Genomic DNA, 15,012 nt, shown 5'->3' with positions numbered 1-15,012 from the left:
GGAACACGATGAAGCTGTTGCCGTCCCTGGGCGATGAGGTGTCGGTCTGGATGGACGCCCCGCCCGCCGAGGTCTGGGACCTCGTCAGCGACGTCACGCGGATCGGGGAGTTCAGCCCCGAGACGTTCGAGGCCAAGTGGACCCGCGGCTCCACCGGCCCCGAGGTGGGTGCCTACTTCGCCGGTCACGTGAAGCGCAACGGCGTGGGACCGACGTACTGGTCGCCGTGCCGCGTCACGGCGTGCGAGCCCGAGAAGGTCTTCGAGTTCTCCGTCGGCACCGACGCGGTGACGGTCAACAACTGGGGCTACCGGCTCGAGCCGAAGGACGGCGGCACCCTCGTCACGGAGTACTTCCGGATGGAGCCGTCGCTGTTCACGCGCGTCTACTGGACCCTCCTCGGCGCGCTGCGCGGACGCACCAACCGCAAGGGGATGCGCACGACGCTGGAGCGGATGAAGGCCGTGGTGGAGGCATGAGCAACCGCGAGGCCATGCTCGAGAAGCTCACCGACCTCGACGCCCAGCACGCGGTCGCCGTCGCCGGTGGGGGAGAGAAGTACGTCGACCGCCACCACGCCCGCGGCAAGCTCACCGCGCGCGAGCGGATCGAGCTGCTGCTCGACCCCGGATCGGCGTTCCTCGAGCTCTCGCCGCTCGCCGGGTGGGGCTCGGACTTCACCGTCGGCGCCTCCGTGGTCACCGGCATCGGCGTGGTCGAGGGCGTGGAGTGCATGATCAGCGCCAACGACCCCACCGTGAAGGGCGGCGCCAGCAACCCCTGGACGGTGAAGAAGATCTTCCGGGCCTCGCAGATCGCCGAGGAGAACGACCTCCCGACGATCTCGCTGGTCGAGTCCGGCGGTGCGGACCTGCCGACGCAGAAGGAGATCTTCATCCCCGGCGGCAAGCTCTTCCGCGACCTGACCCGCGCCTCGGCGCGACGCCAGCCCACGATCGCGCTCGTCTTCGGCAACTCGACCGCCGGTGGGGCGTACGTCCCCGGCATGAGCGACTACACCGTCTTCGTGCGCGGTGGGGCCAAGGTGTTCCTCGGCGGCCCGCCGCTGGTGAAGATGGCCACCGGCGAGGAGTCCGACGACGAGTCGCTCGGTGGTGCGGAGATGCACGCCCGCGTGTCCGGGCTCGCCGACTACCTCGCCGAGGACGAGCACGACGCGATCCGGATCGGGCGACGGATCGTGGCCCGGCTCAACCGGCGCCGTGTCGCGATCCCCGGGTACCCGGGGAATCTGGAGCCTCACCCCCGAAACTTCGGGGGGGAACCTCGACGTTCCCCGGGTACCCGGGGAACGCCACATGGCCGGGCCGCCGCCTTCGCCGAGCCCGACGCCGACCCCGAGGGCCTCCTCGACCTCATCCCGACCGACCTCAAGGAGCCGTTCGACCCCCGCGAGGTCATCGTGCGGATCGTCGACGGCACGAGCGAGCACAACGGCCGGCCCTTCGACGAGTTCAAGCCGCTCTACGGCACCTCGCTCGTCACCGGCTGGGCCGAGCTCCACGGTCAGCCGATCGGCATCCTGGCCAACGCGCAGGGCGTGCTGTTCTCCGAGGAGGCGCAGAAGGCGACGCAGTTCATCCAGCTCGCCAACTCCTCGCACACGCCGCTGCTGTTCCTGCACAACACGACCGGCTACATGGTCGGCAAGGACTACGAGCAGGGCGGCATCATCAAGCACGGCGCGATGATGATCAACGCGGTCTCCAACTCCACCGTGCCGCACCTGAGCGTGATCATGGGCGCGTCCTACGGCGCCGGCAACTACGGCATGAACGGCCGCGCCTTCGACCCGCGCTTCCTCTTCACCTGGCCCAGCGCGAAGTCCGCCGTCATGGGCCCGGCCCAGCTCGCCGGCGTCCTCGAGATCGTCGCCCAGCAGTCCGCGGAGTCCAAGGGCGAGGTCTTCGACGCCGAGGGCTTCAAGGGCGTCAAGGACTACGTCGAGGCCTCGGTCGAGGAGCAGTCCCTGCCCTACTTCCTCTCCGGGATGCTCTACGACGACGGCGTCATCGACCCGCGCGACACCCGCACCGTGCTCGCCATCTGCCTCAGCGTCATCGCCCATGCGCCGATCCGGGGCGCCGACCGATTCGGGGTGTTCCGCCCGTGATCCAACGTCTCCTCGTCGCCAACCGGGGCGAGATCGCCCGCCGGGTCTTCGCCACCTGCCGGCGGCTCGGCATCGAGACCGTCGCCGTCCACTCCGACGCGGACGCCTCGCTGCCCTACGTCGCCGAGGCCGACCACGCCGTACGCCTCCCGGGCAACGCACCCGCGGACACCTACCTCCGCATCGACCTGGTCGTGGAGGCCGCGCAGCGCTCGGGCGCCGATGCGGTCCACCCCGGCTACGGTTTCCTGTCCGAGAACGCCGACCTCGCCCGCGCGGTCCTCGCTGCCGGTCTCACCTGGGTCGGCCCGCCGCCGGAGGCGATCGAGGCGATGGGCGACAAGGTCCGCGCCAAGGAGATCGCCGAGAAGGCCGGCGTCCCCGTGCTCGCCGCGCCGTCCGACCCGACCGAGGCCGACCTGCCCCTGCTCGTCAAGGCGTCGGCCGGCGGCGGAGGCCGCGGGATGCGGGTCGTACGCACCCTCGACCGGCTCGAGGCGGAGATCGAGGCCGCGCGCGCCGAGGCCGAGTCGGCCTTCGGCGACGGCACCGTCTTCGTGGAGCCGTACGTCGAGGCCGGCCGCCACGTCGAGGTGCAGGTCGTCGCGACAGCGGACCGCGCCGTCGCCCTCGGCACCCGTGACTGCTCGGTCCAGCGGCGCCACCAGAAGGTGGTCGAGGAGGCCCCCGCCCCGGGGCTTCCCGCCGCCACCGAGGCGGCCATGTGCGAGGCGGCCGAGCGGCTGGCCGCCGACATCGGTTACCGCGGCGCCGGGACGGTGGAGTTCCTCTACGACCCCGCTGCCGACCGTTGGTTCTTCCTCGAGATGAACACCCGTCTCCAGGTCGAGCACCCGGTCACCGAGCTCGTGCAGGAGGTCGACCTCGTCGAGCTCCAGCTCGCCGTCGCCGAGGGGCAGGTCCCCGACGTCCAGCGGATGCCGGCGAAGGGGCACGCGGTCGAGGTACGCCTCTACGCCGAGGACGCGACGTACACGCCGCAGAGCGGTGCGCTGGTCACCTTCGACCTGCCGTCGGACGTCGAGTTCGGACCGCTCTCGGGTGCGGGCGTGCGGGTCGACAGCGGGTTCGCGTCGGGGGACGAGGTCTCCACCTTCTACGACGCGATGCTGGCCAAGGTGATGGCGTGGGCGCCGACGCGCGAGCAGGCAGTCCGGATGCTCGTCGCAGCCCTGCGCCGCGCTCGCATCCACGGGGTCACGACCAACCGCGACCAGCTCGTCGCGATCCTCAGCGACCCGGTCTTCGTCGCCGGGGACATGACGACCACCTGGCTGGAGTCACGTCCGATTTCCGCTGAGTCTCCTGCAGACTCAACCCCTAGGGACCGCGCGAACCTCGTGGCGGGGGCCCTGATGCTGGCCGCGGCCGACGCGGAGCGGCGTACGGTCCAGCAGGGCGTCCCGGCCGCCTGGCGCAACGTCGTCAGCCAGCCGCAGCGCACCACCTTCGAGGGCCACGACCCCGTCGAGTGGTGGGGGACCCGCGACGGCTTCGACGTCCAGGGCGTGGCGGTCCTCGAGGTCTCGCCGACCCGGGTGAGGCTCGAGGTCGACGGCGTCACCGGGCGGTGGGACGGACTCATCGACGTCGACCAGCGCACCGGCACGCGTGAGGTCTGGGTCGACGGCGCCGTTGGGTCCGTCCGGCTGCGCGAGGTCCCGCGCTTCACCGACCCGGCAGACGCGGTGGCGAGCGGTTCCCTGCTCGCGCCGATGCCGGGCACGGTCGTGAAGGTCGTCGCCGAGGTCGGCGCGACCGTCTCCGCGGGCGACGCCGTGCTCGTCCTGGAGGCCATGAAGATGCAGCACACGGTGACCGCGCCGCACGACGGCACGGTCGCCGAGATCAACGTCGAGCCCGGTGCGCAGGTCGCGTCCGGGGAAGTCCTGGCAGTCGTGGCCACCGAACAACCCGAGGAGCACGCATGACCACCTTCACCGAGACCGAGGAGCGCCAGGAGCTGCGGCGCCAGGTCGCCAAGCTCGCGAAGGGCTACGGCCGCGACTGGTTCGTCCAGCGCGCCCGCTCGGGCGAGAAGACCACCGAGCTGTGGATGGAGATCGCCAAGGCGGGCTACCTCGGGGTCAACATCCCGGAGGAGTACGGCGGCGGGGGCGGCGGGATCGGCGACGTGGCCGCGGTCTGCGAGGAGCTCGCCGCGCAGGGCTGCCCGCTGCTGATGATGGTCGTCAGCCCGGCGATCTGCGGCACCGTCATCGCGCGCTACGGCACGCCGGAGCAGAAGCAGCGCTGGCTGCCCGGCATCTGCGACGGCACCGCCACCATGGCCTTCGCCATCACCGAGCCCGACGCCGGCACGAACTCCCACAACATCACGACCACCGCGTGCCGCGACGGCGACGAGTGGGTGCTCAAGGGCCAGAAGATCTACATCTCCGGTGTCGACGAGGCCGAGAACGTCCTGGTCGTCGCCCGTGCTGAGGACGAGCGGACCGGCAGGCTCAAGCCGTGCCTCTTCGTGGTGCCGACTGGCTCCGCGGGCTTCGAGTTCACCGCGATCCCGATGGAGATCGTCAGCCCGGAGAAGCAGTTCCAGGTCTTCATCGACGACGTCCGCCTCCCCGCCGACGCGCTCGTCGGCGACGAGGACGGCGGACTGGTGCAGCTCTTCGCGGGCCTCAACCCCGAGCGGATCATGGCGGCCTCCTTCTCGACCGGGCTGGCGCGCCACGCCCTCGAGAAGGCGTCGGCGTACGCCAAGGAGCGCACGGTCTTCAAGGCGCCGATCGGCTCGCACCAGGCGATCGCCCACCCGCTCGCCATGGCGCACATCGAGAACGAGCTGGCCCGGCTGATGACCCAGAAGGCGTCCGCGCTGGTCGACGCCGGCGACGACATGGCGGCCGGCGAGGCGGCGAACATGGCTAAGTACGCCGCCGCCGAGGCAGCGGTGCACGCGGTCGACGCCGCGGTGCAGACCCATGGTGGCAACGGCATCACGCAGGAGTACGGCATGGCCGGGCTGCTCGTCGCCGCGCGCGCGGGCCGGATCGCGCCGGTCAGCCGGGAGATGATCCTGAACTTCGTCGCGATGCACTCGCTGGGGCTGCCGAAGTCCTACTGAGCCCCGCTGGGTCCCCTGCGTTGTGCTGGCTCAGGACATCCCGGACACCTGTCTCACGACATCCCGGACAGATGTCTCAAGACATACGCGACACCGCGCTGATGCTCAGCCATGTCGAAGGCACGCCTGGTCATCACCGCTGTCGTGGTCGAGAAAAGAACAGTCGACGAGGTCACCGCCGCGTACGGGGTGTCCCGTTCCTGGCTCTACGAACTGCTGGCCCGTTACCGAGACGAGGGCGAGGCCGCCTTCGAACCCCGCTCCAAGGCCCCGAAGACCTCACCGCGAGCCACCCCGCCCGCGACTGTCGACCTGGTCCTCACCCTGCGCAAACAACTCCTCGAGGCCGGCCACGACGCCGGCGCCGACACCATCGCCTGGCACCTGGCCCAGCACCACGACGTACAGCTCTCACGTGCCACGATCCACCGCATCCTGACCCGCCACGGCGCCGTCACCCCCGAACCGAGGAAACGACCCCGGTCGTCCTACATCCGGTTCCAGGCCGCGATGCCCAACGAGTGCTGGCAGTCCGACTTCACCCACTACCCCCTCACCGACACCGCGACGTTCCCCAAAGGTGTCGAGATCATCACCTGGCTCGACGACTGCACCCGCTACGCACTCCACGTGACCGCCCACCGGGCGATCACCACCACGATCGTGACGGCCACCTTCCGCAAAGCCGCAGGTCAGCACGGCATCCCCGCATCCACGCTGACCGACAACGGCATGGTCTACACCGTCCGCCTGGCCAGCATCGGACACCGCGGCGGCCGCAACGGATTCGAGCACCAGCTCCGCGACTGGCACGTCATCCAGAAGAACTCCCGGCCCAACCACCCCACCACCTGCGGGAAAGTGGAGAGGTTCCAGCAGACGATGAAGAACTGGCTACGCGCCCAACCCGCACAGCCCGCCACCATCGACGAGCTACAGGCCCTGCTGGACCGGTTCCGCCGCGAGTACAACACCACCCGGCCCCACCGCTCGCTACCACACAAGGCCACCCCCGCAGCGCTCTACGACGCCATCCCCAAAGCCGTCCCCGGCCCCAGCCGCGACACCGACACCCACGACCGCATCCGACACGACATCGTCGACAAGTCCGGCACCGTCACCCTGCGCATCGCCGGCCAACTGCGCCACATCGGCGTCGGACGAACCCACACCCGAACCCACGTCATCCTGCTCATCCAGGACCTACAGGTGCGCGTCATCAACGCCATCACCGGCGAACTCCTCCGCGAGCTCACCATCGACCCCGACCACGACTACCAACGCAGAACCCCGAAATGAAGAACACCCGAACCCACGTTTCCGTGGGTTCGGGTGTCCGTGATGTCTTGCGACATCACACTGGGTCCCCTGCGTCATACGAACCTGCACCCATGAGTACGGGTTCGTATGGCGCTGCGGTGGCAGGATCCGTGGCGTGATCTCTCGGGGGTGGCTCCTGCAACGTCGCCCCGTGCGGGACGCTCGAGGATCCCGAGCGCTGGCGGACCGCCTGGTGGCTCTGGGCCTCCGGAGCTGCTCTGGCGCTGACGGTCGCGGCACTCGGCGTACGCCCCTCGCGGGCGCCGCGCTGGCCGGTGTTCCTGGCCGGGGTGGTCGTGGTGCCGGCGCTGCTCGTGACCGTCGCCCTGGTTGCCGTGGTGGTCTCGCTCGTCACCTCCGTGCACGGTGCGGCGACGGTGGCGGTGGTGTGCGTGCTCCTGCCGGCGGTCGCTGCGGTCAGCAGCTGGGTCAGTCGTCGCAGGTAGTGGTCCGGCCGACGAACCAGCCCTTCGGCATGCGGTGCTCGGCCTCGACGACCACGAGGGGCCGTCCGTCGGCGTCGTACGTCGTGAAGGTGACCACGTCGGCGTAGGTGCGCGACGACTCCGACGTCCAGTGGTCGGCATTCTCGAGGAGACCCGCCACGGCGGCGTCCGCGGTCGCAGCGCCGGGGTCTGTCTCGTCGACGAGACCGCCAGGGGTGAAGGCACCCGAGCAGTCGTCGTACGGGCGGTCCGGGGAGAACGCCCGGTCGGCGGCGAAGCCGAGGCTCGCGACCGCCACGAGGAGCAGCGCCACCCACTTCATGGCGCGACCCTAGCCCCGCTCTGCGTCATACGGATCGGAACTCATGCGTGCGGGTTCGGATGACGCAGCACCGGGCACGGCGACGGGTGTCGGCGCGCGGTCCGACAGCCCTCACGCCAGCGGCGGGATGTTGGCGTTCCCCCGGAAGACGTTGTCGGGGTCCCACGTCGTCTTGATCGTCCGCAGCCGCGACCACTGCGCGGGGCTGTAGGCCTCCTGCACGCGGGTCTGGGCGTCGTCGCTGGTGAAGTTCACGTAGACGCCGCGGCTGTGCGGGGCGAGGGCGTCGAAGAATCCCCGCACCCACGCGCGATGGCGGTCGGCGTCGCCGGCCTCCTCCGGAAGCCAGGACGCGACGATGTTGATGTCGTGGCTGGCGTCGCGGTGGGGGAACGCGGTGGCGTCGTCGGGCACCCGGCTCACCGCGCCGCCGAAGCTGAAGATCGGCACCGTCGAGAGCGGGCTGCTGATGGTCGCGAGGTGCTCGCAGATCGTGTCGATGATGTCGTCGGTGAGCGGACCGAGGCGGTGCGACTTCCAGTAGTAGTGCCGCCCGTGCGGCACCGCCGGGTCGAGGAACTTCTGGTGTGCCGCGTAGGCCTTCGGTGCGATCGTGTCGAGCACCGGGTGGCCGAGCGCCCGCACCGGCGCGAGCACCCGCTCGCCCTCATCGACGTCGCCGGCGTACGTCGCCACGAGGCCGATGATCGGCCGGCCGTGCAGGTGCTCGGGGAACAGCGGGAGCGCCGGTGCCAGCCGGAGGTTGGCCATCAGCCCGACCTCGTCGGGCGCGTCGGCGATGAAGTCGCGCAGGAACGCCAGCACCGTCGGTGCCTCGTCGGCGGGCCAGGCGACGAGCCCGGCGAGGATCGTGGGGCCCAGCGGCTGGAGGTCGAACGTGAAGTCGGTGACCACGCCGAAGTTGCCACCGCCGCCACGCAGGCCCCAGAACAGGTCGGCGTTCTCGGTCTCCGACGCGTGCACGATCGATCCGTCGGCAGTGACGACCTGGCAGGAGCGCAGGGCGTCGATCGCGAGGCCCGTCCTGCGCATCAGGTGGCCGATGCCGCCGCCGAGCGTCAGCCCGCCGATGCCGGTGTGGCTGATGTAGCCGCTCGTCATCGCGAGCCCGAAGGCCTGGCTCTCCCGGTCGACGTGGGCGTTGAGCGCGCCACCCTGCGCCGACACGGTGCGCGCCAGCGGGTCCACCACCGTGCCCCGCATCCCGGACAGGTCGACGACGACGCCGTCGTCGACGAGCGAGTGGCCGGCGATGCCGTGGCCGCCCCCGCGCACGGCGACGGGCAGGTCGTGGGCGCGGGCCCACCGCAGCGCGGCGGACACGTCGCTCGCTCCCTCGCACTGGGCGAGCACGGCCGGACGGCGGTCGATCTCGCCGTTCCAGATGCGGCGCTGGTCGTCGTACGCCGGATGGGTGGCGGTGATGAGCTGTCCGGCGAAGTCGCCGGCCAGCGCGTCGGTGTCGGTGGCGGGGATGTCGAGCGTGGTCATGGGTGTCTCCCTCGTGGGTGGGTGCTGCCCGCCCAGCGTCCGGCCGCCGACGAGGGACGCGCGAGTATCGATCCTGTACTGGTACAGATCCCGTAGCGGTCCTACCGTCGGGAGATGGCAACCACCTACGGTCAGTTCTGCCCGGTCGCGATGGCCTCGGAGGTGCTCACCGAGAGGTGGACGCCGCTCGTGGTCCGCGAGCTCATGTGCGGCAGCACGCGCTTCAACGACCTCCGTCGCGGGGTCCCGCTCATGTCACCGGCACTGCTGTCCAAGCGGCTCAAGACCCTCGAGCGCGTCGGGGTGGTCGATCACGTCGGCGGTGAGTACCACCTGACCGCCGCGGGCCGGGAGCTGCGACCGGTGATCGAGTCGATGGGCGTCTGGGGCCAGCGCTGGGCGCGCGGCGACGTCATCGCCAAGCACTACGACGCCTCGCTGCTGATGTGGGACATCCACCGCAACGTCGACGTCGACACGCTGCCCGAGCGGCGCGTCGTCGTGCACTTCCACCTTCGCGGGTCCAGCGACCGCAAGAGTCACTTCTGGCTGGTGCTGGACTCGCCGTCGGTCGACCTGTGCCTGACCGACCCGGGCCACGACGTCGACGTGGAGGTGGCCGGCCACGTCGAGACGATGATCGACTACTGGATGGGGCGACGTGACCTGCTCGGCGCGGTGCGGGCGGGCGACCTGGCCGTGACGGGTCCGCGCCCGCTCGTACGCGCTCTGCCGACGTGGTTCACGCGCAGCACCTTCGCGTCGGTGCCGTTGCCCGAGACGGAGGCGGTCTGAGGGCACGGTGTCCGACCGCGGTGGCAGGCTGTCCCCGTGGCCCTCGCTGACCGACCCCTGGTTCCCAAGGGGTGGGTGCTGCGCATCGACGCCGTGCTCGGGGCGCTGCCGCGGTGCGCGCAGGAGGCGGCGTGGACCGGCACGCGCTGGCGGGTCGGGGGCGCGACGGTGGCCCATGTCTTCGGCGGCGAGGACCAGGTCTTCCGGATCACCTTCCGCGGCGAGCCCGACGAGGTCGCGGCGTTCGAGCACATGGGTCACCCCTACTTCCGCTCCGGCTGGGGTGGCAACGTGATCGGGATGGTCCTCGACGACGAGGCCGGGATCGACTGGGACGAGCTCGCCGAGCTGCTCACCGACTCCTACTGCCTCCAGGTGCCGGCGCACCTCGCCGCGCAGGTCGAGCGCCCCGGCGACTGAGGGCGGCACGACGCGCGGGAGGGGCGCCTTGCGGGGTCCCCGGCAGGATGGGCGCATGACCGCGACGCGCCAGGGCCGCCTCGTCGGGCTCGACGTCGCCCGGTGCCTCGCCCTCCTCGGCATGGTCGCCACCCACGTGCTCGACGCCCGCACCCCCGATGGCGAGCTCGCGACCGCGCAGTGGCTGGCCGGGGGCCGCGCCTCGGCGCTCTTCGCGGTGCTCGCCGGGGTGAGCCTCGCGCTGATGACGCGCAAGCCGCTGCGGGGGCGTCCGCAGGCCCTCCGCACCCTCGGCATCCTCGGCCGCGCGGTGCTCGTCGCGCTGCTGGGCCTGGCACTCGGCGGCCTCGACAGCGGCATCGCGGTGATCCTCACCTACTACGGCGTCCTGTTCGTCCTCGGCATCCCGTTCACCTTCCTCCGGGCGCGGACGCTGGTGCCACTGACCGTCGCGTGGGTGGTCCTCGCCCCCGTGGTCTCGCACGTCGTCCGCCCGTACCTGCCCGAGCGCGGCTACGAGAACCCGACGTTCGCGCAGCTGGCCGACCCGGGCCAGCTGGCGAGCGAGCTGCTCCTCACCGGCTACTACCCGGTCCTGCCCTGGCTGGCCTACCTCCTCGCCGGCCTCGCCCTCGGCCGCCTCGACCTGCGCGACACGCGCCTGCTCGGCGCGCTCGCCCTCGGCGGCCTCGGCACCGCGGTGCTCGCCACACGCATCTCGCGCGCCCTCGTCGACCCGGCGATCGCGTCCGAGAACGAGACCGGCATGTTCGGCGTCACCCCGGCCGACGGCGACTGGTCGTGGCTGTTCGTCGTCGCCCCGCACTCGGCGACACCGTTCGACCTGGCGCAGACCATCGGAAGCAGCGTGCTCGTCATCGCCGCCTGCCTGCTGCTCGAGCGCCTCCTGCCCCGCGCTGCGACGGCCGCGGTCGGCGTCGTCCTCGGAGCCGGCGCCGCGACCCTCACCCTCTACAGCCTCCACGTCGTGATGCGTACGCCGCGGGTGTGGCCGGAGGAGGACGCGTCGGCGTACGCCACCCACGTCGCGGTGCTCCTCACGCTCGGCGCCGCGCTCCGGATCGCGGGTCGGCGCGGACCGCTGGAGGCGGTGGCCGGGCTGCCGGTCCGCCTGGCTCAGCGCAGCGGCACGAAGCGGTAGCGACCGTGCTCGCCCACCACGGCGCCCGGGTTGGTGACGCGCAGCATCGTGCCCGCCACCGGGATCACCAGCACCCCGTCGTCGGCGAGCTGGTCGACGAGCACCTGGGGGAGCTCGTCGGGCTCGGCAGAGACCAGGATCCGGTCGTACGGCGCCCCGCCGGGGTCGCCCAGCACGCCGGGCGTCGCGTGCCGGATGCTCGCCCACGGCCGATCGGTGGCCGCGAGGTTGTGCCCGCCGAAGGCGACCAGCTCCGGCTCGAGCTCCACCCCGAGCACCGACCCGGTCGGCCCGACGAGGTGCGCGAGCAGCGCCGTCGTCCAGCCCGACCCGGACCCGACGTCGAGCACCCGCTGCCCCGGACGTACGTCGAGCAGGCGCAGCATGTCGTCGACCGTGCGGGGCTGCGAGTTGGTCTGCCCGGCCGCGATCGACAGGGGACCGTCGTACGCCGCCCGACGCCGCACCCCGCGGGGGAGGAAGTCCCGCCGCGGGGTCGCGTCGAAGGCTGCGTCGACCGGGTCCACCCGGCCAGTCCACCACCGGGAGCTCGTCAGAGCCAGTGGTTGTCGTGCTCGCGCATGAAGCGGGCGTGGTCGTCCTCGTCGAAGTCCCCGGTGCCGGCGGCGAGGCCCTCGAAGTAGGCCTCGCGCGGGGCACCCGGCGCGAAGTGGAGCAGCATCTTGGCCGCGCCGTCGGAGTTGCGGAAGCCGTGGATCCCGCCTGCCGGCACGTGCGCGAAGTCGCCGGCGTGGGTCTTCACCCAGTCCGTGCCGTCGAAGATCGTGACCGTGCCCTCGAGGACGTAGAACGACTCGGTGATCGTGCGGTGGAAGTGCGCGCCCGGCCCGCTCTCGGGGCCGGCGAACTCCCAGCGGTAGAGGCCGAACGTGCCCTGGGTCTCGGTGCCCCGGGCGAGGTAGAAGACCTTGTTGCCGTTCGGATAGACCACGGCCGGCTCGATGCCGGCCCGCACGACGTGGGCCGACACCTCGCCGGAGTCGCCGTCGTAGAGCGGGGGCGGGTAGCTCACCGGGCCGCCGCCGCGTCGTAGTCGGCCTGCACCTGCTCGGACGGCGCGCCGTTGGGCTGGCTGATCCGGACGTGGTTGCCGAACGGGTCCCGGATGCCGAAGTCGGTGCCGTAGGGCTGCTCGACCGGCTCGGAGGTGATCTCGACGCCGGCGTCGCGGAGCGCGGCGTAGGTCGCGTGCACGTCGGAGCTGAGCAGGAACACCCCGCCGAGCGCCCCCTTGGTCACGAGGTCGCGCACCTGCGCGGCGGTCGCCTCGTCGTGCTGCGGGCCGCCGACGAGCTCGAGCAGCAGCGAGGTGTCCTGCCCGGGGACGCCGACGGTCAGCCAGCGCATGAAGCCCAGGTCGATGTCGTCGCGGACCTCGAAGCCGAGGCGGGAGGTGTAGAAGTCGAGCGCCTCGTCCTGGTCGAGGACCGGGACGCTGCGGATGTGGAGTGAGGTGATGTGGGAGACCATGACGTCGACGCTAGTCATCGCGGAGGTCGTCGCGCTTCTCCGAAACGGCTGTCCCCGACCTGTCCGACACCGAGGTGCGCGGTCGCGTCCATGCCGCGATGAAGCACGACGGCACCGACACCGGGGCGTGCTGGGCGCGGAACTCGCTCGGCGAGCAGCCCACGATCGTGCTGAAGGTGCGGCTGAAGGTGCCCAGGCTCGCGAAGCCGACGTCCCAGGCGACCTCGGTGACCGGGCGGTCGGTCTGGCGCAGCAGCGTCATCGCCCGCTCGACGCGGCGGCGCTGGAGGTAGCGGTGGGGTGTCTCGCCGTAGACGTCCTTGAACACCCGGCCGAACTGCGACGGCGACAGGTGCGCGATCGCGGCGAGGGTGGGCACGTCGAGGGGTTCGGCATAGCGGCGGTCCATCTCGTCGCGCGCCCGCAGCACGCGACGGTTGGTGTCCTCCTGTGCGGAGAGCTCGTGCGCGCGGCTCACCCCGCCAACCTAGACCGTCCCGGGGACGACCGGGGACCCGCGAAGACCGAGCAGCGGCACGGCCCTCGGGGCCGTGCCGCTGCGGTGCGTTTCGGGACCGGTGCCGCTTCCTGGGGGGATCCGTGCCTCGGCGGGAGCTCGAGACACGGGTGCGACGGTCGGCCCCGCGGAACGCGGCCGCTCCGGTTCAGAGAACCGAAGATCTGGTGGGAGGGGTGCCTGTCAGCCGCCGCCTCCGTTGCCGTTGCCCTGGCCGTTGCCCTGGCCATCGCCGTTGCCGCTGCCCTGGCCGTTGTCCGACGTGGGCTGCTCGGTCGGCGTCGGCTGTGCGGTGGGCGTCGGCTGTGCGGTGGGCGTGGGCTTGTCCGTCGGGGTCGGCTTCTCCGTCGGCGAGCCGGTGGGCTTGTCGGTCGGCTTCCCCGTGGGGGTCGGCTTGCTGGTCGGCGTCGGCTTCTCGGTGGGCTTGCTGGTGGGCTTGCTGGTGGGCTTGCTGGTGGGCGTGGGCCTGCCGGTCGCCTTCGGCTCCCCGACGAGCGAGATGCAGAAGGTCGCCACCTGCTCGGCACCGCCCGCAGCCTCGGCCAGCACGCGGAACGCGGCGCTGTCCATCGACTTCCCAGCGCCGGCGGCCGCCTGGTAGGCGTTGCACAGCCCGGTGAGGTTCGGGGTGGGCGTGGAGGAGGACGAGCTCGTCGGCGTCCCGGTCGAGCCGCCCTCGGTCGGATCCATCGACGAGGAGCCGTTGCCGGACGCCGTGGCGGACCGTGGGTCCGAGGAGCCGCGCGTGCCGCCGGGGCCCGACGACGGGCCGGTGCCGGTGGTCGTGCCGGTGCTCGTCGCGCTGCCCGGGGCGGAGCTGACCGCCTCGGAGGCACGGTCCGAGGCCCGGTCGGGGAGGAGCGGCAGGGACAGGTGGGCGACGTTGGCGAGCGCCAGCCCGCCGGTGGTGAGGGCGACGACCGCGCCGGTGGCGACGACCGCGCGGGCGGCGGCGCGACTGCGCTGGCGGGCCGGGGGCGCGACAGGGACCGGATCCAACCGGGCGCGGTGGAAGGCCGCGACCGTCGCGTCCTCGCGGCGCAGCTCAGCGGCCCGGGCCGGAGCACTCGCAGCGGTGAGCGCCGCGCCGAGGGCGCTGCTGTCCGCCGCGGGGTCGTCGAGCAGGCGCTCGGCGTCGCGTCGGGACAGGGGGTCGGGGGTGCTCATCTCACTCCGTTCAGCGCCGTGCTCGGGCGCGGTGTTACGGGTTCTCCGAAAGTTTCTTGGCCAGCTGCTTCAGCCCGCGGTGCGAGGCCGCCCGCACCGCACCCGGCCGCTTGCCCAGGATGCGGGCGGCGGTCGGGGCGTCGAAGCCCAGCACGGTGCGGAGCATGATGGCCTCCGCCTGGTCCTTGGGCAGCGAGGCGATCAGCCGCAGCGCCTCCTCGGACTGGACCCTGCCGAGGGGATCGCCCTCGACGTCCGCAGGGTCGTGCAGGTCGACGAGGTCGTCGACCGACTCCTCGCTGGTGGGCCGGCGGTTGCTGCGCCGCAGGTGGTCGATGGCGCGGTTGCGACCGATCGTGGTGACCCAGCCGCGGAACCCGTCGGCGTCGCCGCTGAAGGTGTGGAGGTCACGGAACGCCTGGGCCCACGCATCGCTGGCCACGTCCTCGGCGTCCCCCACACCCACCAGCACCGTGAGGTAGCGCAGCAGGGGCGGCTGCACCTCGCGGTAGATCTGGCGGAAGGCCGACTCGTCCCCGGCGAGCATGCGCTCGACGGCGGCATCGAGGGGATCGGGATCGGCCACGGCGCGATTCTCTCCCGAGCGCCTCCGTCTC

General features: G+C 71.8%; 17 protein-coding genes. 9 read left to right on the top strand and 8 right to left on the bottom strand.

Annotated elements, in window-relative coordinates; all coding sequences use genetic code 11:
- Positions 1-8: 8 nt before the first annotated feature.
- From CFI00_RS22450 to CFI00_RS22425, 6 genes are all read left to right on the top strand, one after another.
- Entirely contained in the window at positions 9-479 is a 471-nt protein-coding gene (locus CFI00_RS22450) for an SRPBCC family protein (protein ID WP_207083151.1), read from the top strand.
- Complete coding sequence (locus tag CFI00_RS22445) at positions 476-2,134, top strand: acyl-CoA carboxylase subunit beta (RefSeq protein WP_207083150.1); 1,659 nt, start codon at positions 476-478, stop codon at positions 2,132-2,134. Before CFI00_RS22450 ends, CFI00_RS22445 begins: the two co-directional genes overlap by 4 nt.
- The gene (locus tag CFI00_RS22440) at positions 2,131-4,086 is read left to right on the top strand and encodes a biotin carboxylase N-terminal domain-containing protein (RefSeq protein WP_207083149.1); all 1,956 of its coding nucleotides are present in this window, start codon (positions 2,131-2,133) and stop codon (positions 4,084-4,086) included. The genes CFI00_RS22445 and CFI00_RS22440 overlap by 4 nt, the downstream gene beginning before the upstream one ends.
- A complete protein-coding gene (locus CFI00_RS22435) occupies positions 4,083-5,243 on the top strand; it encodes an acyl-CoA dehydrogenase family protein (RefSeq protein ID WP_207083148.1) in 1,161 nt (386 codons plus the stop codon). The genes CFI00_RS22440 and CFI00_RS22435 overlap by 4 nt, the downstream gene beginning before the upstream one ends.
- Before the next feature lie 111 nt (positions 5,244-5,354).
- Complete coding sequence (locus tag CFI00_RS22430) at positions 5,355-6,542, top strand: IS481 family transposase (RefSeq protein ID WP_207083147.1); 1,188 nt, start codon at positions 5,355-5,357, stop codon at positions 6,540-6,542.
- 296 nt (positions 6,543-6,838) lie between these two features.
- Positions 6,839-7,009, top strand: a complete 171-nt coding sequence (locus CFI00_RS22425; protein WP_207083146.1) for a hypothetical protein — start codon at positions 6,839-6,841, stop codon at positions 7,007-7,009.
- On the opposite strand, the gene CFI00_RS22420 is transcribed toward CFI00_RS22425, so the two are convergent.
- Complete coding sequence (locus CFI00_RS22420; protein ID WP_207083145.1) at positions 6,993-7,331, bottom strand: hypothetical protein; 339 nt, start codon at positions 7,329-7,331, stop codon at positions 6,993-6,995. The two genes, CFI00_RS22425 and CFI00_RS22420, sit on opposite strands and share 17 nt — an antisense overlap.
- Positions 7,332-7,442: 111 nt before the next feature.
- The gene (locus tag CFI00_RS22415; RefSeq protein WP_207083144.1) at positions 7,443-8,843 is read right to left on the bottom strand and encodes an FAD-binding oxidoreductase; all 1,401 of its coding nucleotides are present in this window, start codon (positions 8,841-8,843) and stop codon (positions 7,443-7,445) included.
- 114 nt (positions 8,844-8,957) lie between these two features.
- Between CFI00_RS22415 and CFI00_RS22410 the strand changes: the two genes are divergently transcribed.
- Genes CFI00_RS22410 through CFI00_RS22400 form a run of 3 tightly spaced genes read left to right on the top strand, consistent with a single transcriptional unit; the run spans position 8,958 to position 11,220 of the window.
- A complete protein-coding gene (locus CFI00_RS22410) occupies positions 8,958-9,638 on the top strand; it encodes a helix-turn-helix domain-containing protein (protein ID WP_207083143.1) in 681 nt (226 codons plus the stop codon).
- Between the two features lie 36 nt (positions 9,639-9,674).
- Positions 9,675-10,058 carry an MmcQ/YjbR family DNA-binding protein gene (locus CFI00_RS22405; RefSeq protein ID WP_207083142.1) on the top strand — a complete coding sequence of 128 codons (384 nt, stop codon included), beginning with the start codon at positions 9,675-9,677 and terminating at the stop codon, positions 10,056-10,058.
- 55 nt (positions 10,059-10,113) lie between these two features.
- On the top strand, positions 10,114-11,220 hold the full coding sequence (locus tag CFI00_RS22400) for a heparan-alpha-glucosaminide N-acetyltransferase domain-containing protein (RefSeq protein ID WP_207083141.1): 1,107 nt from the start codon (positions 10,114-10,116) through the stop codon (positions 11,218-11,220).
- Here CFI00_RS22400 and CFI00_RS22395 read toward each other — a convergent pair.
- The 6 genes from CFI00_RS22395 to CFI00_RS22370 form a co-directional block, all read right to left on the bottom strand.
- Positions 11,196-11,747, bottom strand: coding sequence for a protein-L-isoaspartate carboxylmethyltransferase (locus CFI00_RS22395; RefSeq protein WP_207083140.1), 552 nt, complete (start codon positions 11,745-11,747; stop codon positions 11,196-11,198). The genes CFI00_RS22400 and CFI00_RS22395 overlap by 25 nt on opposite strands.
- 26 nt (positions 11,748-11,773) lie before the next feature.
- Positions 11,774-12,253, bottom strand: a complete 480-nt coding sequence (locus tag CFI00_RS22390) for a cupin domain-containing protein (protein ID WP_207083139.1) — start codon at positions 12,251-12,253, stop codon at positions 11,774-11,776.
- A complete protein-coding gene (locus CFI00_RS22385) occupies positions 12,250-12,729 on the bottom strand; it encodes a VOC family protein (RefSeq protein ID WP_242532580.1) in 480 nt (159 codons plus the stop codon). Before CFI00_RS22385 ends, CFI00_RS22390 begins: the two co-directional genes overlap by 4 nt.
- Positions 12,722-13,189, bottom strand: a complete 468-nt coding sequence (locus CFI00_RS22380) for an AraC family transcriptional regulator (protein WP_242532579.1) — start codon at positions 13,187-13,189, stop codon at positions 12,722-12,724. The genes CFI00_RS22385 and CFI00_RS22380 overlap by 8 nt, the downstream gene beginning before the upstream one ends.
- 222 nt (positions 13,190-13,411) lie before the next feature.
- Positions 13,412-14,395 carry a hypothetical protein gene (locus CFI00_RS23945; RefSeq protein WP_207083138.1) on the bottom strand — a complete coding sequence of 328 codons (984 nt, stop codon included), beginning with the start codon at positions 14,393-14,395 and terminating at the stop codon, positions 13,412-13,414.
- Positions 14,396-14,429: 34 nt separating this feature from the next.
- Positions 14,430-14,981 (bottom strand): RNA polymerase sigma factor, encoded by a 552-nt coding sequence (locus tag CFI00_RS22370; RefSeq protein ID WP_207083137.1) that lies wholly within the window; start codon positions 14,979-14,981, stop codon positions 14,430-14,432.
- Positions 14,982-15,012: the final 31 nt, after the last annotated feature.

The sequence above is a fragment of the Nocardioides sp. S5 genome (assembly GCF_017310035.1).
In the GTDB taxonomy this organism is placed as follows: domain Bacteria; phylum Actinomycetota; class Actinomycetes; order Propionibacteriales; family Nocardioidaceae; genus Nocardioides.
Note: the sequence above shows the minus strand (reverse complement) of the source record. Positions and strands in the feature narration are given on the sequence as shown.

Bases quoted from the DNA above. Each gene is read 5' to 3' on its own strand.
- CFI00_RS22450 (WP_207083151.1), top strand. From the start codon at position 9: ATGAAGCTGTTGCCGTCCCTGGGCGATGAGGTGTCGGTCTGGATGGAC.
- CFI00_RS22445 (WP_207083150.1), top strand. From the start codon at position 476: ATGAGCAACCGCGAGGCCATGCTCGAGAAGCTCACCGACCTCGACGCC.
- CFI00_RS22435 (WP_207083148.1), top strand. From the start codon at position 4,083: ATGACCACCTTCACCGAGACCGAGGAGCGCCAGGAGCTGCGGCGCCAG.
- CFI00_RS22430 (WP_207083147.1), top strand. From the start codon at position 5,355: ATGTCGAAGGCACGCCTGGTCATCACCGCTGTCGTGGTCGAGAAAAGA.
- CFI00_RS22420 (WP_207083145.1), bottom strand. From the start codon at position 7,331: ATGAAGTGGGTGGCGCTGCTCCTCGTGGCGGTCGCGAGCCTCGGCTTC.
- CFI00_RS22415 (WP_207083144.1), bottom strand. From the start codon at position 8,843: ATGACCACGCTCGACATCCCCGCCACCGACACCGACGCGCTGGCCGGC.
- CFI00_RS22410 (WP_207083143.1), top strand. From the start codon at position 8,958: ATGGCAACCACCTACGGTCAGTTCTGCCCGGTCGCGATGGCCTCGGAG.
- CFI00_RS22400 (WP_207083141.1), top strand. From the start codon at position 10,114: ATGACCGCGACGCGCCAGGGCCGCCTCGTCGGGCTCGACGTCGCCCGG.
- CFI00_RS22385 (WP_242532580.1), bottom strand. From the start codon at position 12,729: ATGACTAGCGTCGACGTCATGGTCTCCCACATCACCTCACTCCACATC.
- CFI00_RS23945 (WP_207083138.1), bottom strand. From the start codon at position 14,395: ATGAGCACCCCCGACCCCCTGTCCCGACGCGACGCCGAGCGCCTGCTC.